The organism is Candidatus Weimeria sp. HCP3S3_B5 (assembly GCF_052064335.1).
GTDB lineage: Bacteria > Bacillota > Clostridia > Lachnospirales > Lachnospiraceae > Weimeria.
The window spans coordinates 1-19,676 of record NZ_JBQHVU010000027.1 but is presented as its reverse complement, the minus strand read 5'-3'; the positions used below and the strand labels follow the sequence as shown (position 1 = coordinate 19,676).

Genomic DNA, 19,676 nt, shown 5'->3' with positions numbered 1-19,676 from the left:
CTCTCACCTCTTCCCACTTCCATTCCCATATTATATGGTCAGCAGAACCTGATAAAAATATGGTTATGATGATCTGAAATCCGGGGGATAAAATGGGATGTGAACAGTAGCCCTCGTACCTCACACCTCGCACCTCTCACCTCTTCCCACTTCCATTCCCATATTATATGGTCAGCATAACCTGATAAAAATATGGTTATGATGATCTGAAATCTGGGGGATAAAATGGGGTGTGAACAGTAGCCCTCGTACCTCACACCTCGCACCTCTCACCTCTTCCCACTTCCATTCCCCATCTTAATATGATATAATAATTCCGTATATACTAATCCCTGCCACGAAAGGAGGAAATGCATATGGCCATTATAAACAGTCCTGTCGTACTAGGATATCTTATGTCCGCCTATGCAGGCAGCAATGCATCCTCCTCAGGCAGATATGACACACATAAAAAGAGTGAGCTTAAGGACGTCTACAACCGCATGGTCCGTTCCAATAAGAACGCTCCGGTCGTAAAGATAGATTATACTCCTCAGATCGCTGAATTTGCTATCGACATCAAGGCGAAGGCTCATGATATGGAAAATATCGTGCTTTCCATGGGTGGCGCCGACGAGGGGATCGAATCTGTGCTGGGCCGCAAGAAGGCCTATTCCTCAAACCCTGAGGCCGTAGAGGTCGAATATATAGGGGATGAGGATCAGATGACGGACACCACCCGGACCATAAAGGTCGATGTAGCAGAACTTGCCTCTCCTCAGGTCAATGAGGGCGCCCCTCTTATAAAAGACAGCTCTGATATAGAGCCTGGAAGCTACAGCTTTGACCTCGATACGACAAACGGCTCATATGAGTTCCAATACAATGTAAAGGACGGCGACAAAAACCTTGACATACAAAAGAAGATCATGCGTCTTATAAATTCCTCGGAGACCGGGCTCAATGCCGAAATAAAGGATTTCGGACGTATGGCCCAGCTTATCGTCTCATCAAAGCAGACCGGCCTTTCAGCTAATGAGAAGTATCTTTTCAATATCAGCTCAGGCTCCAGCTGGAATGAGCTTAATAAGCTGGGTATAGGCCGCATCTCAAGGCCGGCCTCCAACTCGACCTTCTATCTGAATGGTGAAAAGCATCACTCCCTGTCCAATACATTTACTATCAATCAGAACTTCGCCCTGACTCTTCACGCTCCTACAGCTAAGGATGATCCTGCTGAGATCGGCTTTATGGCAGATACCGATATGATCTCCGACTCTGTTAACGATCTGGTCGATTCATATAACAGCCTGCTTGTCATTGGTCAGAAATATAAGGGTGAGGGAAGTGATACGGACCTCAGTAAGGAGGTCGGAAAGATCGGCTCTTCTCTTGAGGACGATCTGTCCGCCATAGGGATCTCGAAGGGTGAATTCGGAATGCTTTCTGTCGACAGGGATATCCTCTGGCAGGCTGTATCAGGCCCCGGCAGGAAGAGTGCCTGTCACAGCATCAACCTGTTCAAGTCCGCCCTCCACCGTGAAGCCGAGAGATCCTCGACAGATCCCATGCGTTATGTCAAAAAGCTCACTATAGAATACAAGAATCCCTTCGCTGGAAAAAACTTCCCAGCTGTCTACGCACTGAGTCCCTATTCAGGCATGCTTATAGATATGGTCCTATAATCTGCTAAGCAGGAGAGCTATCCTGTCTTTAAAGCTATGGCCATTTTTTACAGCAAGCAGCCCCTTTTTGGCTATGGACTTACGCTCCTTCTCATGGGACAGATAGTATGAGGCCTTATCTATAAGCTCCTCCTCGCTGTCAAACCAGGCAATATTTTCTCCATCCCTGAAATAATAATCCATCTCCTTCTGATGATTGGTAAGCAGAAAGCCTCCGGCTCCAAGCACATCCCAGACCCGAAGCGGTATTCCGGTCCTTATATTCGGAATAGTAAAATTCGTATTGACAGCTGATTCCTTAAATACCCATGGCATTATGACCCTGTAGTCCACCCCGCCCATATTTGTCACTGAGATCATATCCGAAGTATCGCTTTCTGTATAAATAAGCACGCTCTGTCCTATCGAAAGCTGCTTTAGCTCTGTTTTTCTCTGGACTGAAGCCGCCTTGAAGCCAAGAGATGTGGTCTCGAATACAAAGGGAAGAGTAGCGAATGAACGGTCAGACTTTTCAAAAGGCAGTATATCTGTGATCTTTTCTGCAGTCTGATCGGTGATAAGATCATCAAGCAGGTTCTCGGAGCCGAATCTCATGGCCTGGACAGTGATCGCACAGTCAAAGAAGCCCTGCAGATAAGGCGGCAGGTCTTTTCTTATCCTGTCATAAGAATTTTTCTCATAGAGGCTTCCTACGAAGCTTATCGAATCCGACAGAAGCTCAGTAAGAGAGTCATCAAATGGGGACGGATATGAAAGCTGACGAGACAGTCTTTTCGTATCAACACCGAGAGGGAGATATTCTATATTTTCTGCTCCAAAGGCACGAAACCTGCCGACAGAATCCACATCGAACAGGAAGATCCTGTTTACGGAATTGAATACTGACTGATGATACATAGATATAAGAGGGGCGTCGCAGCTGTATGAGACATAGAGTATCCCCTCCTCCTCGCACAGATCTGATATAACAGGGAAAAAATTGATTGAGAAGACAAATTCATATTCTCCGCTTCTTATAAGCACCCTGAGCTTTTCAGCAAAGGCATCATTTACCTCATAGCTTAATAGCTTCTGGCTGATCTGCCTGACCTCATAGCCGTTTGCGCGGAAGGCCTCTATCACGTCAGGATAATTATAGGCCTTCCAGCGGTAACACAGTATCTTTTTCATTTACTAAATGCCTTAAATAAGAGCTTCTGCATGGTGATCTCATAGGTATAATCACGAGACAGGCGAAGAAAGCCTGCTTCCGCTATCTCCTGTCTTTCCTTTTCATGATCCAGATAATAGGCACACAGCTCTGTAAGCTCCTCGATAGATGAATATGTGACTATCTCCTCGCCAGGGACGAAAAGCTCCTCGATCTCATCCTGATAATTTGACAGGCAAAAGCCCCCGCAGCTTAGTATGTCAAAGATCCTAAGCGGCAGTCCTGTCCTTATAGCCTTTGAGGTCGTGTTTATATTTATCTTTGACCCGTGAAAGATATGCGGCATCTCAAGCAGAGTGTTGGCCAGCCCCATGTTGTGGATAGCGGGCAGTCCTGATGTATCACTTCCTGTATAGATATAGGTGTCCTGCTTCTCGGAAAGCGCCTGGAAGGTATCCTGTCTTTCCATTGCTGTTATGTGATTTCCAATGTAAAAAAGCGACATAAGCTTTTTCTCAGTAAGGAAGCTTTCCTCCGGTATATGATAAAGCGGCAGCGACTTTTTCATCGCCTCTACCACCTCATCTGTCAGAAGATCATCTATGAAATAATATCCGTATACCCTCTCCTGAACATTCATTATCCCTTCAAGATAACCCTCTATGTAAGGAGAAAGTCCCTTTATCTGTGTCATCGGATCCTTTTCCGAATAAAGGCTTCCGACAAAGGATACGGGATGGTAAAACCTCTCCAGGTCAGGCTGCTTGCGCGACAGGACTGTTTTTCTTCCATTTACAGATCCTGCCAGATGGAGATGAAAGACACAGTCAGGGTTTAAAGGATGAATCTCGTTATAGAGCGCCCTGTCAAAAATGAAGACACGGTTCACGCTGTTCTTTATCATCCTTGTATAAAGCTCAAGCACCGGAGAATCCACTATCCATGAAACATATCTCAGATGAAATATCTGTGCCACCTCCGAGACATGCGGGAAGAAATTCACCGAGAAAATGAAATCCACCGGATGATCCATAAGAAATCTCGAAAAAAGCTTCACGGCAGCAGACGGACTGTCATCCTTTACATCTATCTCTCTCTCATATCTTATGACGCTAAGCCCGAACTCATAGAAAGTACGCATGATATCAGGCTCTAGTATGCTTTTGTATCTATAGAAAAGTACCTTCATTTCTGCTCCATCTCCTTCAGAGTATCCTCTTAAGAAACTTCTCAAGGGAATAGTACTTCTTTACCTTCTGATATCCGTTAAGTGCGATCCGCTTTCTCTCTTCCTCATGAGAAAGATAATATGCCGTCTTTTCAACGAGCTCTCCCTCCTCTGAATAGCATTCGATATCCTCTCCCTGTACAAAGGCAGCCGACCCATCCTCAGTCAGAGTATCAAGGAAGAAATCACTCTGATAGTTGGACAGAAGGAATCCTCCGTTTGACATTATATCAATGCACCTCTGCGGAATACCTGAGCTTATGCTCCTCAGGGTGACGTTTAGATTTATACGGCTTTCTGCAAAGACACGGGGCATTACTGTTTCATACTCTGCTATTCCTCTGTTTCTTATACCAGCTATACTGTAATCCGGATCAAGGGTATAGAGATCTATGCTGTTTTCCCTGCCGAATTTCTCCCCAAGCAGGGCCAGATACTTGATCCTTTCAATACTTGTAAGCCTCCTGTCTATCACATATTTCAAGAATCTGTAGTAATCCGGCTCGGCACAGGTTCTTTCCTTTTCAAGCGGCAGGGCCTTATAAAGCTCCCCCAGCACATCCGGAGTCAGTGCATCCTTTATCAGATCCTCTCCATATATCAGATGCTGCGAGCTCATAAGTCCATTCAGATAGCCCTTCATATAAGGAGAAAGCCCGGGCTCCATCCTCGAATAAAAATCATGCTCCTCGTTATAGAGGGCACCTATGAAGGATATATCACAGGCGTATTTTCCTACATCCGGCGTATTTTCCTTCAGATCACCCGGAAGCACAGTATAGAAAATATTTGACAGTCCACCGGCGTTCATCTCCCTCACCCAGTCCGAATCAAACAGATAGATCCGGTTGGTATCGTACATGACTGTATATGAGTAGAGATAGACATAGGGGTTGTCATAGACCACAGATATATATGGTATCCCTGCCTGATGGGCTCCCTCTGCCAGTGGAGGGAAAAAGTTGTATGAAAAGATCAGATCCACTCCCTTTTCCTTCACGAATGACAGAAAATATTCCACAAATTCGTCTGAAACCGGCTCATTATATCCCTCACGAAAAAAAGGCAGGACGCAATGGCCCTGCTTTTCCATTTCCCTCTTGGTATCTGCTCCGTTAAAACATTTCCAGTCGAGATATCCTATCCTCATTATGACACCTGAAACATGAATTTCCGCAGATCTCTTTCGTTGTCAACACGCTCGATCTCTGCACCTATGCCGCGGAGCTTTTCAGTGAAATCCTCATAGCCCCTCTCCACGAAATGAATATCATCTATAGTGGTGATCCCGTCTGCTGCAAGTCCTGCTATCACAAGAGCTGCACCTGCTCTCAGATCAGGTGCCGATACATGGGCTCCGGTATAATGATCCACTCCTGTAATAATGGCTATATTGCTCTCGACACGGATAGAGGCTCCCATACGGCTAAGCTCTGCAACGTACTTGAACCTGTTGTCAAAGATGCTCTCTGTAACCGTGCTCACTCCATCTGCGAGGCCTAATACAGCAGTCATCTGAGGCTGCATATCGGTAGGAAATCCAGGATATGGAAGTGTGGTGACCTGAGTAGGAAGAAGGGTGATATCCCTTGCAGAAACAGTCACAGCATCATCTCCCTCTGCTATCCTGCAGCCTGCCTCAAGAAGCTTGGCTGTCGTAGCCTCAAGATGCTTGGGGATCACGTTCCTCACTGTCACCTCACCGTGGGTAGCGGCAGCCGCATACATAAAGGTGCCTGCCTCGATCTGATCGGGAATAACAGAGTATTCGGTGCCATGAAGGCTCTTCACACCTGTAATCCTGATCATATCAGTCCCGGCGCCCTTCACATTGGCTCCCATGCTGTTAAGGAAATTAGCTACATCGACCACATGCGGCTCCTTGGCTGCATTTTCTATCGTAGTCTTTCCCTCAGCAAGGACTGCTGCCATCATGATATTTATAGTTGCGCCGACAGAAACCTTGTCCAGATAGATATGGGCTCCGCAAAGCTCCTTTGCCCTGGCTGAGATAAGGCCATAGCCCTCATCCACCTCAGCTCCAAGGGCACGAAAGCCCTTCTCATGGAGATCCATAGGTCTTGCGCCGATAGCACAGCCTCCCGGCATGGCAACCTCAGCCCTTTTATACTTGCCTAGAAGAGATCCCAGAAGATAGTATGATGCTCTTATCTTCTTGATATACTCATAGTCGACAATCAGGGCATTGATCGTGCTGCCCTCTATCACTACAGTATGCTTGTCCTTCCTGTCGACTCCTGCTCCTATCTCCCTTATTGCCTCAAGCATGACCCGGACATCATTAACATCCGGCAGATTGTTCACTGTCACCGGTTCATCTGCCATAATAGCAGCAGCAATGATGGCCAGTGCAGCATTCTTTGCGCCTGATATATCTACAGATCCGTGGAGCGGATTTCCGCCCTTCATGACGTATTGTGCCATTTATTCTTCCTGATCTCCTAATTTTTCCAAAAAACTACCTTTAACATTTTATACGGTAATACATTTTTGTCAAGTGCCATAAGCATCAGCTGCTGTACTGGCTCCTGTATAGTTTCGCATAATGACCGTTTTTCTGAAGCAGCTCCTTATGCGAGCCCTGCTCCAGTACATGACCGTTCTCCATATACAGGATCAGATCGGCATCCCTTATAGTCTGCAGTCTGTGTGCTACTACAAACGTTGTACGGCCCTTCATCATCCTGGCAAAGGCATCCTGTATCCTCATCTCTGTCATTGTATCAATAGATGAGGTGGCCTCATCAAGGATAAGCATGGGAGGCAGGGCCAGCATCAGGCGGGCTATGCATAAAAGCTGCTTCTGTCCCTGGGAAAGAGTCCCTCCCTCAGGAGTAAGGACTGTATCATATCCATCCGGCAGCCTTCTTATGAACTCATTGGCATTTGCAGCCTTTGCGGCCTCTACTATCTGCTCGTCCGTGGCATCCGGCTTGCCAAGAGACAGATTATCTCTTATGCTTCCTGCAAACAGAAAGGTCTCCTGAAGCACCATACCGAATCTCTCTCTCAGGGCACTCCGGCTTACTGTTCTTATATCCCTATCATCAACCTTTACTGCGCCACTGTCCACATCATAGAAACGCATAAGAAGGTTTATAAGCGTGGTCTTTCCTGCTCCTGTAGGCCCTACTATAGCAACCTTTTCACCAGGCTCTACGCTAAGTGACAGTTCCTCTATAAGAGGCTTTTCAGGCACATAGGAGAAGGAGACATTTTCCATAGTCACCTTTCCTTTCACCTCTCCGTCAAACCTGCCGTCATTATCTATGACCTGCTTCTCATCTATTATTTCAAATATCCTTGCGGCGCAGGCAAAGGCATTCTGCATCTCTGTAATCACGCCTGTTATCTCATTGAATGGCCTTGCATACTCTCTGGCATATCCAAGGAAGCTTGTAAGCTCTCCTACCGAAATGCTTCCTGCAACAGAAAGAAGAGCGCCTACTACTCCTACTGCAGCATAAATGACCGCATTTACGAATCTTGTCGAAGGGTTGGTAAGCGAGGAGTAAAAGGTAGCCTTTACTGCCGAATCAGTCAGTCTGTCGTTTTTTTCCGTAAACTCTTCCTTTGAGCGCTCCCGGGCGCCAAGCTGGGAGATAAGATCTGCCTGCGAAATCCTCTCATCCAGATATTCGGTCAGATCTCCTCTGTCCTTTGACTGCCTGCGGAACATATTATAGCTTCGCCTTGCAATAAATCTCGCTATAAGGATAGAAACGGGTGTAGCTGCAATTACGACAAGAGCTATGGTAAATCGTATCCTTATCATAAATATGATAGTTCCGGCTATGGTCATCACTCCTGTAAAGAGCTGGGTAAAGCCTAAAAGGAGTCCGTCCGTAAATGAGTCCGCATCGGTTATTATCCTGCTGGCTATATCTCCATGGCTTTCAGAATCTATTACAGAGACCGGTACCCTTAAGAGCCTTTCAAAGGCCTTCTGCCTGAGCTCCCTGGCAACTGAATAGGTGATCCTGTTATTGATCCGGTTCATTGCCCACTGACAAAGGAAGGTGATTGCTGCAACAAATACTATATTTCTCAGTACAAGGTATAATCCTGTAAAATCCACCCTGCCCTTTCCTATGATGCAGTCTATTGCCTTTCCCTCAAGCACCGGTATCATAAGGGTAGATATCACCGTGCCCAGTGCGAGGATAAGCGAAAGTATGACCCATCCGCTATAGGGCTTCATCAGGGAAAGAATGCGCTTCATTGTACTTTTATTCTTCATGCTTCCTCCTTCAGCTCGAACTGGGTGCTGTATATTTCTCTGTATATAGGGCAGGTATGAAGAAGCTCCTCTGACCTTCCGAGTCCCTTGCATTCTCCTCCGTCAAGGACAAGGATCTGATCCGCATCCATTACAGATGATGCCCTCTGAGAGATGATCACGGTTGTCGGATGCCATGGAAGGGCCTTTATATTGTCTCTGAGCTTTCTCTCTGTAAGCATATCAAGAGCAGAGGCACTGTCGTCTAAGATAAGGATCTCCGGTCTTTTTATCAGCGCTCTTGCTATAGTAAGCCTCTGTTTCTGTCCTCCGGAGAAATTGGTCCCTCCCCGCTGTACTATCTCATCAAGTCCATTTTCCTTCTTTTCTACTATCTCCCTTGCACATGCTGCCTCAAGAGCATCCCACATCTCCTTTTCAGTTGCATCAGGCTTTGCAAGCTCTAGATTGTAACGGATACTGCCGTAGAAAAGCTGGGCCTTCTGAGGCACATGTCCTATCATACCTACTATGTCCTGATCCGGGATCGACCTGATATCCCTTCCATTTAGAAGTATACTTCCTGATACAGGATCATAGGCATGGCGTAAAAGCCTGACAAGCGTGCTCTTTCCTGAGCCTGTGCCTCCTATTATTCCAAGAGTCTGTCCCTTTCCTACACTAAGTGTAATATCAGAAAGAGCCTTATCCCTGTTCCTCGGATAGGTAAAGGAGAGGTCAGATATCTCGATCGCATCCGCTGTGTCTGATGGCGTCTCCTCCTTTTCGTGGATCCTTTCATCCGGATCTGTACTTAGTATATCAGAAAGCCTGTCGGCAGAGGATACTGCTCTCGTAAGAAGGATTATCAGATTGGCAAGCTTAATCAGCTCGACAAGGATCTGTGACATATAGTTTACCAGAGCCACGCTCTCTCCCTGAGTAAGGCTTCCAGCGGATACCCTGACTCCACTTACGAGAAGAAGGGTCGCTATTCCCAGATTGATAAGAGCGTATGTCACAGGATTAAGGAGTGCCGATATACGCCCGGCTCCTATCTGCTGTCTGTAAAGAGATCCTGTCTCCTCCTTGAACCTCCTGTTCTGAGCCTCCTCTACACGAAAGGCTCTTATGACCCTTACTCCCTCAAGATTTTCATTGACAGTAAGCAGAATCTTCTCAAGGCCTTCCTGGATCCTCTTGAAGCGGGGAAGCGTCGAATGCATGACCAGATAGACGAATAGTCCGAGAAGCGGAATAAGGACTGCAAAGACAAGCGCAGCCTTTACATCTACCGTAAAGGCCATTATCATTGCCCCGAATACTATAAAAGGCGATCTGAGGAAAAGCCTGAGGAACATATTCATCCCGTTCTGTACCTGGTTCACATCATTTGTGATCCTTGTGACAAGAGATGCTGTTCCCTTTTCTCCGAGCGTCCCTCTTGAAAACTTCATTATATGAAAGAAGAGATCGCTTCTCATCTTTCCCGCAGCATTTATAGCAGCCTTGGCCGAGAAGTACTGGGCTGTTACGGCAACAGCAAGTCCTACTGCAGCCAGAATGATAAGCATCCCTCCCTGGCGGATTATATAGACCCTGTCATTATTTGCTATACCCACATCAATTATACGGGCCATCACTAGTGGTACGAATAGCTCGAATATTGCTTCAAGCATTTTAAATAAAGGAGCCAGTAATGACTCCTTCTTATAATCTGCCAGATAGTGCGCTGCAAATCTCATATCTTTTTACTTTCCTGTATCAGAATTCTTTGTCTGCTTTGTTGTAAATAGGTCAGTGAACTTTATCTGCTTCCAGAGCTTTTTGTTTAGTGTGAACTTCACCTTTTTCTTCCATGATGTCATCTGCTTGCTGAAGGCCTCCTCCCTCTTCTGCTCTGCAAGAGACTTCCTCTTTGTCTTTGTAGCAGCCTCATCATAGGTCTTGTCCATCCTGATCACATAGTATCCCTTGTCCTTTACCTCGATGACGCCTGATACCTGACCATCTGCAAGCTTCTTCGCCTCTGTTATCACCTTCTCGTCCATAGCCTGATCAGAGCCCGGATCCTCTGCCCTTGTAAACGAATATGTAGATGTCTCGGCCTTAAGCTTCTTTGCCTCCTTGTCAAAGTCAGAAGCACTAGCGACCTTCTTTGCCTTGGCAAGAAGCTTCTCCTTGTCCTCCTTTGATATGGAGGAATCTCCTGATGCCGACTTGGAATCAGACTTGGTCGAGAAAAGCGCATAGGTAAAGGTGGACTGCTTTGCCTCTGAATCAGAAACCGTATCATCGGCAGAAGACTCGACCTTTGCCCTTACTCTCTCATAATAGGTCTCGTACTCAAGGAAGTCCTCTATATATTCCTCCTTCGCTCCGACCTGATCTATGGCCTTTTTTGTGTTATCCTTCATGAAATCGGCTGCTGCCTTTTTTATCTTCTTCTTATCGGAGGCTGTCACCTTTACTCCCAGATCAGCGGCATGCTGTCTGGCAAGATACTGTCCCTGTATGTTCTGATATATATAATCCTTGGCTGAATCCTCATTTGTCTGATTGCTGCCTGTCTGAGCGGTCTGGCTCCAGTAACCCATTCCCATACTTGCAAGGTTGGCCTGATCGACTCTCGCCTGGTTCATACGGCAGACAAAGTTCACATAGCCATAATCCAGACTGTCCTTTTTACCATTATTCTCTATCCTGATAACAGCATCCGTGCTCCTCGGTGCGCATCCTGCAAACATGCCGCAGGCCACCGTCGCTACAGCGACTGCTGTGATCATCTTGTTCCTGTTCATAAAAATGCCTCCTTAATTTCTGAATAGCTTATCTATTATAACCAGACCAGGCTTTTTTTACAAGTTTCTGTGTAAGGATATGGTATAACTACATATCCTGTCTTTTGTGTATGGACAGACAAGATAATCCTGCTATAATCGTTATGTCATAAATAAATTTTTCGAATTCTCTTATTCAGAGTGGTGGAGGTACATGGACCTGTGAAGCCACGGCAACCCCGGCATATGCCGAAAGGTGCCCATCCTGAGCGAACAGTATTCGAACAATAAGGAGGAACCACATTAATGGAAAAGCGTTTATTCACTTCAGAGTCAGTTACTGAGGGACATCCCGACAAGGTCTGCGACGCAATAAGCGACGCCATCCTTGATGAGTGCATGAGACAGGACCCTATGAGCCGTGTTGCCTGCGAGACTGCAGCCTGCACAGGATTCGTTCTCGTCACAGGAGAGCTCACCACAAAAGCAAGCCTTGACATCCCGTCTATCGTCAGAAAAACTGTCAATGAAATAGGATACAACGATGCTGCTACCGGCTTCGATGGCAATACATGTGCCGTAATGGTAGCTTTAGACAAGCAGTCACCTGATATAGCCATGGGAGTTGATAAGGCTCTCGAAGCCAAGGAAGGCGAGCTGACTGATGATCTCGACACAGGCGCCGGAGATCAGGGTATGATGTTCGGCTATGCGACCAATGAGACAGATGAGTATATGCCTTATCCTATCTCTCTTGCCCACAAGCTTGCAAAGAGACTTACGGATGTAAGAAAGGACGGTACTCTGCCATATCTGCGTCCAGACGGAAAGACACAGGTTTCTGTAGAGTATGATGAGAACGGCAAGCCGACCCGTCTCGAGGCCGTTGTACTCTCTACCCAGCATGACGAGACCGTTTCCCAGGAGCAGATCCACGAGGATATAAAGAAATATGTCTTCGATCCTATCCTTCCAAAGGAGCTTGTAGACGATAATACTAAGTTTTTCATCAATCCTACCGGCCGCTTCGTGATCGGCGGACCTCACGGTGACGCAGGTCTCACTGGCCGCAAGATCATCGTAGACACCTACGGTGGCATGGCTCGTCACGGCGGCGGTGCCTTCTCAGGAAAGGACTGCACCAAGGTTGACCGTTCAGCAGCATACGCAGCACGTTATGTGGCCAAGAATATCGTAGCAGCAGGCCTTGCTGACAAGGCTGAGATCCAGCTCTCCTATGCGATCGGTGTAGCTGAGCCTACCTCTATCAACATCGATACCTTCGGCACAGGAAAGCTCTCTGAGGAGAAGCTTGTCTCCATCATCCGCGAGAACTTCGACCTGCGTCCGGCCGGCATCATCAAGATGCTCGATCTCCGTCGTCCTATCTACCGCCCTACAGCAGCATACGGCCACTTCGGAAGAAATGACCTGAATCTGCCATGGGAAGCACTTGATAAGGTAGATGCGCTGAAGAAGTATCTGTGAGAGCTTACACCTAATCCCTATATTTCACGTCCCCGCTTATGCGGGGCTTTTTTATTTACTGTCACCTCAGACATCAGACCTCACTCCTCCCTCCTAACCCCTCAAACCTCGCACCTCACACCTCACACCTCACGCCTCACACCTCACACCTCGCACCTCGCACCTCACACCTCACACCTCACACCTCACACCTCACACCTCACACCTCACACCTCACACCTCGCACCTCGCACCTCACACCTCACACCTCACACCTCCCCCGAACAGTTGAAAAAATTCCTCACAAGTATTACAATATAAAAAAATCGAACGAGGTAAACAAATGAAAATACTTGTTACTGGCGGAGCCGGATTTATCGGAAGCAATTTTATCTTTTATGAGCTTAAAAATCATCCGGAGGATACTATCCTTTGCGTAGATTCGCTTACATATGCCGGGAATCTTTCTACACTTGAGCCTGTAATGAAAAACGATCATTTCAGATTTTTCAGGACAGATATAAGAGACAGGGAAGCAATCTATCAGATCTTTTTACAGGAAAAGCCGGATATAGTAGTAAACTTTGCCGCTGAAAGTCATGTGGACAGATCCATCGAGAATCCTACTATCTTTCTCGAGACTAATATCATAGGTACATCGGTCCTTATGGACGCCTGCAGGAAGTTCGGAATAAAGAGATATCATCAGGTAAGCACTGACGAGGTCTATGGTGATCTGCCTCTTGACCGCCCTGATCTTTTTTTCCATGAAGATACACCGATCCATACATCAAGTCCATATTCGACCTCTAAGGCCTCTGCGGATCTTCTGGTCATGGCCTATCACAGGACCTACTCTCTTCCGGTCACCTTAAGCCGCTGCTCGAATAACTACGGCCCATACCAGTTCCCGGAGAAGCTTATTCCTCTCATGATTGCAAACGCTCTTTCCGACAAACCTCTGCCTGTCTACGGAGAAGGCAGAAATGTCCGTGACTGGCTCTATGTCGAGGATCACTGCAAGGCTATAGATCTGATCATAAGAAAGGCCTCTGATGGAGAGATATATAATATCGGAGGTCACAACGAAATGGCCAATATCGATATTGTAAAGCTTATCTGCGACTATCTGGGCAAGCCTTATTCCCTTATAGAGCATGTCGAGGACAGAAAGGGACACGATCAGCGCTATGCGATCGATCCGACAAAGATCCATGATGACCTGGGATGGCTGCCTGAGACAGCATTTGCAGATGGTATCAAAAAAACTATCCAGTGGTATCTTGACCATAAGAGCTGGTGGGAGGATATCATATCAGGGGATTATATGGACTATTATGAGAAGATGTATGGAAACAGGAGAACACTATGAAGGGCATTATCCTCGCGGGCGGATCCGGAACAAGACTCTACCCTCTTACAATGGTAACAAGTAAGCAGCTTCTTCCTGTCTATGACAAGCCGATGATCTACTATCCGCTGTCTACACTAATGCTTGCAGGCATCAGGGATATTCTCATCATATCTACTCCTACAGATTCTCCGAGATTTATGGAGCTGCTGGGAAACGGAGAACAGTTCGGGCTATCGCTGTCATACAGGATCCAGCCATCTCCTGACGGGCTGGCCCAGGCCTTTATCATAGGTAAGGATTTCATCGGAAATGATTCATGCGCGATGGTGCTCGGAGACAACATATTCTATGGAAACGGCCTGGGCTCCCTTATGCGCGATGCCAGAAAAAATGCTTGTGAAAATGACAAGGCTACCGTCTTCGGATACTATGTGAATGATCCGGAAAGATTCGGTGTCGTCGAGTTCGACAGTCAGGGAAAGGCAGTCACTATCGAGGAAAAGCCTGCAGCACCGAAAAGCAATTATGCTGTGACAGGGCTTTATTTCTATCCAAAGGGAGTAGCGGAAATGGCAGAGCAGGTAAGGCCATCTGACCGCGGCGAGCTTGAGATCACATCTCTTAACGATATGTATCTGAAAAGAGACGATCTGATGGTAAAGCTTCTTGGCCGTGGTTTTGCCTGGCTTGACACCGGCACGATGGAAAGTCTCCATGAAGCAGCAGGCTTCGTGCGTACAGTCGAGACGCTTCAGGGGATCATGATCTCAGCGCCGGAGGAGATAGGCTATGTAAACGGATGGATAGATACAGCTACGCTTCTTGCTTCAGCTGACAAATACGGAAAAAGCCCGTATGGAGAGCACTTAAGGGCAGTAGCGGAGGGAAGGTTTAAGTATTAAGGTGAGAGTGGCTCGCACCTCGCACCTCCCATACACAGCAAAGGACAACAAAAATGCAGATCACAGTTGATAAAAACCCGGGCGGTATTGAAGGGCTCGCGGTTATCACACCAAATATTCACAGAGACGAAAGGGGATATTTCGTCGAGACATGGAACTCAAGGGAGATGAAGGAGGCCGGACTTGATGTCGACTTCGTTCAGGACAATCAGTCGATGTCACAGAAGGGAGTCTTAAGAGGACTTCATTTCCAGAAGAATTTCCCTCAGTGCAAGCTGGTAAGAGCCGTGCGCGGAGAGGTTTTCGATGTTGCAGTCGATATGAGAGAGGGCTCCGCGACCTATGGCAAATGGTACGGAGTCATTCTTTCTGATCAGAATATGAAGCAGTTTCTCATACCTGAGGGATTCGCTCATGGATTTCTTGTGCTTTCGGATGTAGCAGAGTTCTGCTATAAGGTAAATGATTTCTGGCATCCTGATGATGAGGGAGGCATAGCCTGGAATGACCCGGCGATCGGTATAAAATGGCCGGGAGTCGAGGGGTCATATAATGGGACACCTTCTGCCATGGGCTATACTCTTGATGGAGATCTGCCTCTTATACTTTCTGACAAGGACCAGAAATGGGAAGGAATAAATAACAGGTAAACATATGATCGAATGCTCTAACTGCGGTAATCTCTATGATGAATCCCTTGACCACTGTCCTGAATGCCTGTCCTCCCTGCACGAGACCGACGACAATGGCGACGAATGCGGAGGGATCTTTGAGGCGGTATCAGTCTGGATAAAGGACAAGGGACGCCCCGAAATCATCTGTCGCTGTGCCTTCTGCGGAGCCTTAAAAACCGAGCCAGTAGAAGATTCTGACAATCCGGTAACACTTATGTCTGTTGCTGCAAGGCCTATCGCTTCTCCGCCTTTCCCGATCGAACGGATATCAGAGCTTACTGATCTGATGGGCGGTCAGGGAGATATGGATGGATATTACAGGGATCATAAATGAATAGAGAGAATAAACGAAGAAAATACGATAAGAATTATTACAAAAAGAACCCCTGCTCTGACTCCTTTACATGCAGAAACTGTGGCTGGCCTATAGTTTCCAACGGAGCCGGAAGCAACCACCGCAATCACTGTCCCAACTGCCTATGCTCTCTTCATGTAGATGAGACTCCGGGCGACAGGGCATCAAGCTGTGGCGGCATAATGGAGCCTATAGGCGTATGGGTAAGAAGCGACGGAGAGTGGGCTATTGTCCATCGCTGCAAGAGATGCGGCAAGCTTTCATCTAACCGGATAGCAGCCGATGACAATCCGATGAAGCTCATGGCTCTTGCGATGAGACCATTTGCAGGTAATTTTCTTGATAAGGACCGGCTTAATGATATGCTAGGGACCATGCAGAGCCAGGGGGACCTGATCTGAATACCATGATAACTATCTTTTGCGCGCTTTATCCTGAGGCTTTGGGACTTATACGTCATCTTGGACTTTCCCGTGAGGATGATAATATATTCTCCTCCTCTGATTTCCGGCTTATTCTGACCGGAAGCGGACGGGACAGGGCTGCAGCCGCTGCCGGATATTGCCTCGGGAAATATGGCAAGGACAGCCTTTATGTAAATTACGGCTCTGCAGCCGCTGCCTCCTTTACAGGAGATACATTTTTTGCCGGACAGATACTTGAAAAAAGCACAGGAGAGGCCTACTATCCTGATATAGCCTCTGATTTCTTCCCTCACTGCGCTCTAATCACCTCAGATCGGCCATGCGGGTCCTATCAGATCCTACGGTCTACCTTTGACAGGGATTTTACAGTCCCTGTCCTTTTTGATATGGAGGCATCATCCATTTTCGCTGTCCTAAAGAGCCAGGTAAGTCCTGAACGGATCATATTCATAAAAACAGTCACTGACTCAGGCGAATTCAATTATAATAATGCCAGAAATCTCATTTTAAAAGCATCCGAGCCGGTGAGCAGCTTTCTATTATCTCTTTGCAGAGATAATAATACAAATAATGACCCAATAGACCTGCTGTCCGAACAGCTGTCAGGGGAGCTGTCATGCTCAGAGTCCATGAAAATCCAGATTTTATCATATATCAGATATCTGGATTCCGCTTCAAGGCTTAAGGAGCTTTCTGATCTTACTGACTCTCTCAGGAATAAGGGAGAACTCCCTGTAAAGGACAAAAGACAAGGGAAAAAAATCCTCTCGCTCATACTGTCTCTTTGTATTTCATAATAAGAGGGCAGAGTTTGCACATTTGTCACATAGTGAGGTTGACAAGGGTGACAATAAGGGCTATAATCCTGATTCAGTTGGTTTAATTCATCTTGAGGTAAATATATGGATATTAAGAAATTAGCTGAACAGATCATAGCCGGAAAAAGGCTTAACAGAGGAGATGATCTTTCCTTTCTTTTAAGCGCTGATCTGGACGAGCTTAGAGAGGGAGCAGATATGATCCGATCTGCCCTTTGCGGAGATAAGGTCGATCTGTGTACTATCATCAGTGGCAGAGAGGGGAACTGTGGAGAGAATTGCAGATTCTGTGCCCAGTCGGCCATAAGTCATGCCGGATGCGACAGGCATGAGTTCTTAGACCCTGACATCATATTTGAAAGAGCTAAGAGCAATCAGGAAGAGGGAGTTGACCGATTCGGAATAGTAGACTCAGGATACGGTCCTTCTCCTGCTGACTTCGAAAAGATCATAGCAGTCGTTGAAAGGATGCACAGGGAGCTAAAGATAGAGCTCTGCTGCTCTCTCGGGTTCATGACTGCCGAGCAGTTCCACAGGCTTCACGTCGCCGGAGTTACGGGAATCCATAATAATATAGAGACCTCGCGTCGTTTCTTCCCACATATCTGCACCAGCCACACCTTCGATGACAAGATCGCAAATATCCGCCGTGCTCAGGCTGAGGGACTTGCGGTCTGCTCAGGCGGTATAATCGGTATGGGTGAGAACTGGGATGACAGGATAGATATGGCCCTTACTCTTTCAGAGCTTTCCATACACTCTATTCCTATCAACAGCCTTATGCCTATCAAGGGCACTCCTCTCGAGGAACTTGAAAGGATTTCAGAGGATGATATCCTTCGCACGATCGCCATATTCCGGTTCATAAATCCTGATGCTGATATCAGACTTGCAGGAGGAAGAATCATGATGAAAGACAACGGCCGATCCACCTTCTCCTCTGGTGCCAGCGCCAGCATCACCGGCAATATGCTTACGACCTCCGGATCTACCATAGCACAGGATCTTGCTATGCTCAAAGAGCTCGGAAGAGATACAACCCCGGACTGGGAAAGGCCTGCTGATAAGAGATGGGACAGGAACTTCATATGGAAGGGGCAGGAAGAGGAACAGAAAGCAATCTGAGTAAACAGAAAGGAAGTATAATCAAATGACAAGCAATGCGACAAGCAGTACAAGAAAAAGCAATGCAAATATCATCTTCATCACGACCACAGCCCTGATGACAGCAGTGATCTGTATTCTGGGGCCTCTGTCAATCCCTATAGGACCTGTCCCTATATCACTTACCAATCTGGCTATATATTTTACCATGTATATACTTGATACGAAGAGAGGAACGATAGCCTATCTCATCTATCTTCTGCTAGGTCTTGTAGGCCTTCCGGTGTTCTCGGGCTTCAGCGCCGGTCCCCAGAAGCTTTTCGGACCGACAGGCGGATATCTGATCGGATTTATCCCTATGGCTCTTGTGATCGGACTCATCGTTGACAGATTCTACAAAAAGAGAGTCATCTGTGTCATAGCAATGGAGGCTGCTACCTGGATCTGCTACCTGTTAGGAACCGCATGGCTTATGTTCTCAGCTCAGATGAGCTTCAAGGCAGCTCTTTTTGCCGGAGTCATCCCTTTCATAGTCGAGGATCTGATCAAGATGATAATAGCCGCTATCGCTGGTCCTGTCCTCCGCGACAGATTAAGGAGATTCACCTCACTTACGGCATAAATCTAATAGAATCGAAAGGCGTGACCCAGGTCACGCCTTTTTTCATTGCTTTTTACTGGACAGGGCTAGTTGCGGGAGTTTTAATCAGACCTCTGAATCCAGAAGGGCTTTCATAAGCTTTTCCTTCCTGTAAAAATTCCTCTTGGAAAGCTTCAGATACTCGTCGCATATGGTGCGGAGAGCCAGATCCTCCTTCCTGATCACGGACAGGTCCGGATGTGCCTCTACTGCTGCTCTCACAGTCATATCGATCTGGAAGTAATTGATCATGAACTTGTGATAGTTGGCCTCGGAACGGATATATTTCTTCAGCTGCTTCTTCCTGTCCTTATCATATCCACGGAAGGTATCAGTCTTTATAAACCTGCTGAAAAGCTCTTGATAAAAAGAGACGAGAGCTCATGTGCCTCCTGATCGAGGCTTCTCTCCCATTCAGGGATGATCTCCCTAAGCATGGAAATCCTCCAGCTGATGGTCTGCATAGTGAAAGCCAACAAATAGCGGATAGATATACTTTGAAGGCGGCCAGTTCCATTTATTCCACATATACCAGGCATTCATTATGACAGCAACCGGCTTCCTGCTCCTGGAGCGAAAGCTTTCCATATGCTCCCTGTCGATGAAATAATCGATCTGTGGGAGAAAATAAGAGGTAGCAAGGGCCTGAATATCATCTCCTATATTAAGATTATTTTTATTGTATAAAATTCCAAATTCCATTTTATCTCCTTTGTAACCCTCTCCCATTCTAGCATAAAGATCAGAAAAGAGACAGAAGTATTGGCTCTTCATCAGTTTGTGTGGGTAGCTAAAACGCTGTAACCCTTGTAAATATTGAAAAAGCATACATTTTCCTGTACAATTTTTTCGCCAAAAAAAATCTATAGTACAGA

The 19,676-nt window shown here is 46.7% G+C and carries 19 protein-coding genes and 1 riboswitch; of the genes, 10 read left to right on the top strand and 9 right to left on the bottom strand.

Going from position 1 to position 19,676, the window contains the following annotated elements; all coding sequences use genetic code 11:
• Positions 1-356: 356 nt before the first annotated feature.
• Positions 357-1,664, top strand: coding sequence for a flagellar filament capping protein FliD (fliD, locus tag ACTNCK_RS10650; protein WP_441082693.1), 1,308 nt, complete (start codon positions 357-359; stop codon positions 1,662-1,664).
• Here the strand turns inward: fliD and ACTNCK_RS10645 are convergent.
• The 7 genes from ACTNCK_RS10645 to ACTNCK_RS10615 all read right to left on the bottom strand — a co-directional run bounded on the left by ACTNCK_RS10645 (position 1,659) and on the right by ACTNCK_RS10615 (position 11,083).
• Entirely contained in the window at positions 1,659-2,834 is a 1,176-nt protein-coding gene (locus ACTNCK_RS10645) for a glycosyltransferase family protein (protein WP_441082692.1), read from the bottom strand. The genes fliD and ACTNCK_RS10645 overlap by 6 nt on opposite strands.
• Positions 2,831-4,003 (bottom strand): CgeB family protein, encoded by a 1,173-nt coding sequence (locus ACTNCK_RS10640; protein ID WP_441082691.1) that lies wholly within the window; start codon positions 4,001-4,003, stop codon positions 2,831-2,833. The genes ACTNCK_RS10645 and ACTNCK_RS10640 overlap by 4 nt, the downstream gene beginning before the upstream one ends.
• 16 nt (positions 4,004-4,019) lie before the next feature.
• Complete coding sequence (locus ACTNCK_RS10635; protein ID WP_441082690.1) at positions 4,020-5,192, bottom strand: glycosyltransferase family protein; 1,173 nt, start codon at positions 5,190-5,192, stop codon at positions 4,020-4,022.
• Positions 5,192-6,487, bottom strand: coding sequence for a UDP-N-acetylglucosamine 1-carboxyvinyltransferase (locus ACTNCK_RS10630; protein WP_441082689.1), 1,296 nt, complete (start codon positions 6,485-6,487; stop codon positions 5,192-5,194). Before ACTNCK_RS10630 ends, ACTNCK_RS10635 begins: the two co-directional genes overlap by 1 nt.
• 85 nt (positions 6,488-6,572) lie before the next feature.
• Positions 6,573-8,303 carry an ABC transporter ATP-binding protein gene (locus ACTNCK_RS10625; protein ID WP_441082688.1) on the bottom strand — a complete coding sequence of 577 codons (1,731 nt, stop codon included), beginning with the start codon at positions 8,301-8,303 and terminating at the stop codon, positions 6,573-6,575.
• Positions 8,300-10,027: an ABC transporter ATP-binding protein gene (locus ACTNCK_RS10620; RefSeq protein WP_441082687.1), complete on the bottom strand. Its 1,728-nt coding sequence runs from the start codon at positions 10,025-10,027 to the stop codon at positions 8,300-8,302. Before ACTNCK_RS10620 ends, ACTNCK_RS10625 begins: the two co-directional genes overlap by 4 nt.
• 6 nt (positions 10,028-10,033) lie before the next feature.
• Positions 10,034-11,083, bottom strand: coding sequence for a hypothetical protein (locus ACTNCK_RS10615; protein WP_441082686.1), 1,050 nt, complete (start codon positions 11,081-11,083; stop codon positions 10,034-10,036).
• Between the two features lie 168 nt (positions 11,084-11,251).
• Positions 11,252-11,356, top strand: a riboswitch (SAM riboswitch).
• A 12-nt stretch (positions 11,357-11,368) separates the two neighbouring features.
• Here ACTNCK_RS10615 and metK point away from each other — a divergent pair.
• The 9 genes from metK to ACTNCK_RS10570 all read left to right on the top strand — a co-directional run bounded on the left by metK (position 11,369) and on the right by ACTNCK_RS10570 (position 18,783).
• Positions 11,369-12,550 (top strand): methionine adenosyltransferase, encoded by a 1,182-nt coding sequence (metK, locus tag ACTNCK_RS10610; protein WP_441082685.1) that lies wholly within the window; start codon positions 11,369-11,371, stop codon positions 12,548-12,550.
• Between the two features lie 322 nt (positions 12,551-12,872).
• Positions 12,873-13,901: a dTDP-glucose 4,6-dehydratase gene (rfbB, locus tag ACTNCK_RS10605; RefSeq protein ID WP_441082684.1), complete on the top strand. Its 1,029-nt coding sequence runs from the start codon at positions 12,873-12,875 to the stop codon at positions 13,899-13,901.
• Positions 13,898-14,785 carry a glucose-1-phosphate thymidylyltransferase RfbA gene (gene rfbA, locus ACTNCK_RS10600; RefSeq protein WP_441082683.1) on the top strand — a complete coding sequence of 296 codons (888 nt, stop codon included), beginning with the start codon at positions 13,898-13,900 and terminating at the stop codon, positions 14,783-14,785. Before rfbB ends, rfbA begins: the two co-directional genes overlap by 4 nt.
• Before the next feature lie 53 nt (positions 14,786-14,838).
• A complete protein-coding gene (rfbC, locus tag ACTNCK_RS10595; protein ID WP_441082682.1) occupies positions 14,839-15,435 on the top strand; it encodes a dTDP-4-dehydrorhamnose 3,5-epimerase in 597 nt (198 codons plus the stop codon).
• A gap of 4 nt (positions 15,436-15,439) precedes the next feature.
• The gene (locus ACTNCK_RS10590; protein WP_441082681.1) at positions 15,440-15,793 is read left to right on the top strand and encodes an RNHCP domain-containing protein; all 354 of its coding nucleotides are present in this window, start codon (positions 15,440-15,442) and stop codon (positions 15,791-15,793) included.
• Positions 15,790-16,215 carry an RNHCP domain-containing protein gene (locus ACTNCK_RS10585; RefSeq protein ID WP_441082680.1) on the top strand — a complete coding sequence of 142 codons (426 nt, stop codon included), beginning with the start codon at positions 15,790-15,792 and terminating at the stop codon, positions 16,213-16,215. Before ACTNCK_RS10590 ends, ACTNCK_RS10585 begins: the two co-directional genes overlap by 4 nt.
• 41 nt (positions 16,216-16,256) lie before the next feature.
• Positions 16,257-17,036 carry a hypothetical protein gene (locus tag ACTNCK_RS10580; protein WP_441082679.1) on the top strand — a complete coding sequence of 260 codons (780 nt, stop codon included), beginning with the start codon at positions 16,257-16,259 and terminating at the stop codon, positions 17,034-17,036.
• A gap of 105 nt (positions 17,037-17,141) precedes the next feature.
• The gene (gene bioB / locus ACTNCK_RS10575; RefSeq protein WP_441082678.1) at positions 17,142-18,182 is read left to right on the top strand and encodes a biotin synthase BioB; all 1,041 of its coding nucleotides are present in this window, start codon (positions 17,142-17,144) and stop codon (positions 18,180-18,182) included.
• A 25-nt stretch (positions 18,183-18,207) separates the two neighbouring features.
• On the top strand, positions 18,208-18,783 hold the full coding sequence (locus tag ACTNCK_RS10570; protein ID WP_441082677.1) for a biotin transporter BioY: 576 nt from the start codon (positions 18,208-18,210) through the stop codon (positions 18,781-18,783).
• Positions 18,784-18,867: 84 nt separating this feature from the next.
• Here ACTNCK_RS10570 and ACTNCK_RS10565 read toward each other — a convergent pair whose 3' ends face one another.
• Both ACTNCK_RS10565 and ACTNCK_RS10560 read right to left on the bottom strand, forming a co-directional pair.
• Positions 18,868-19,053 carry a hypothetical protein gene (locus ACTNCK_RS10565; RefSeq protein ID WP_441082676.1) on the bottom strand — a complete coding sequence of 62 codons (186 nt, stop codon included), beginning with the start codon at positions 19,051-19,053 and terminating at the stop codon, positions 18,868-18,870.
• A 177-nt stretch (positions 19,054-19,230) separates the two neighbouring features.
• Complete coding sequence (locus ACTNCK_RS10560; RefSeq protein WP_441082675.1) at positions 19,231-19,503, bottom strand: hypothetical protein; 273 nt, start codon at positions 19,501-19,503, stop codon at positions 19,231-19,233.
• Between the last annotated feature and the right edge of the window lie 173 nt (positions 19,504-19,676).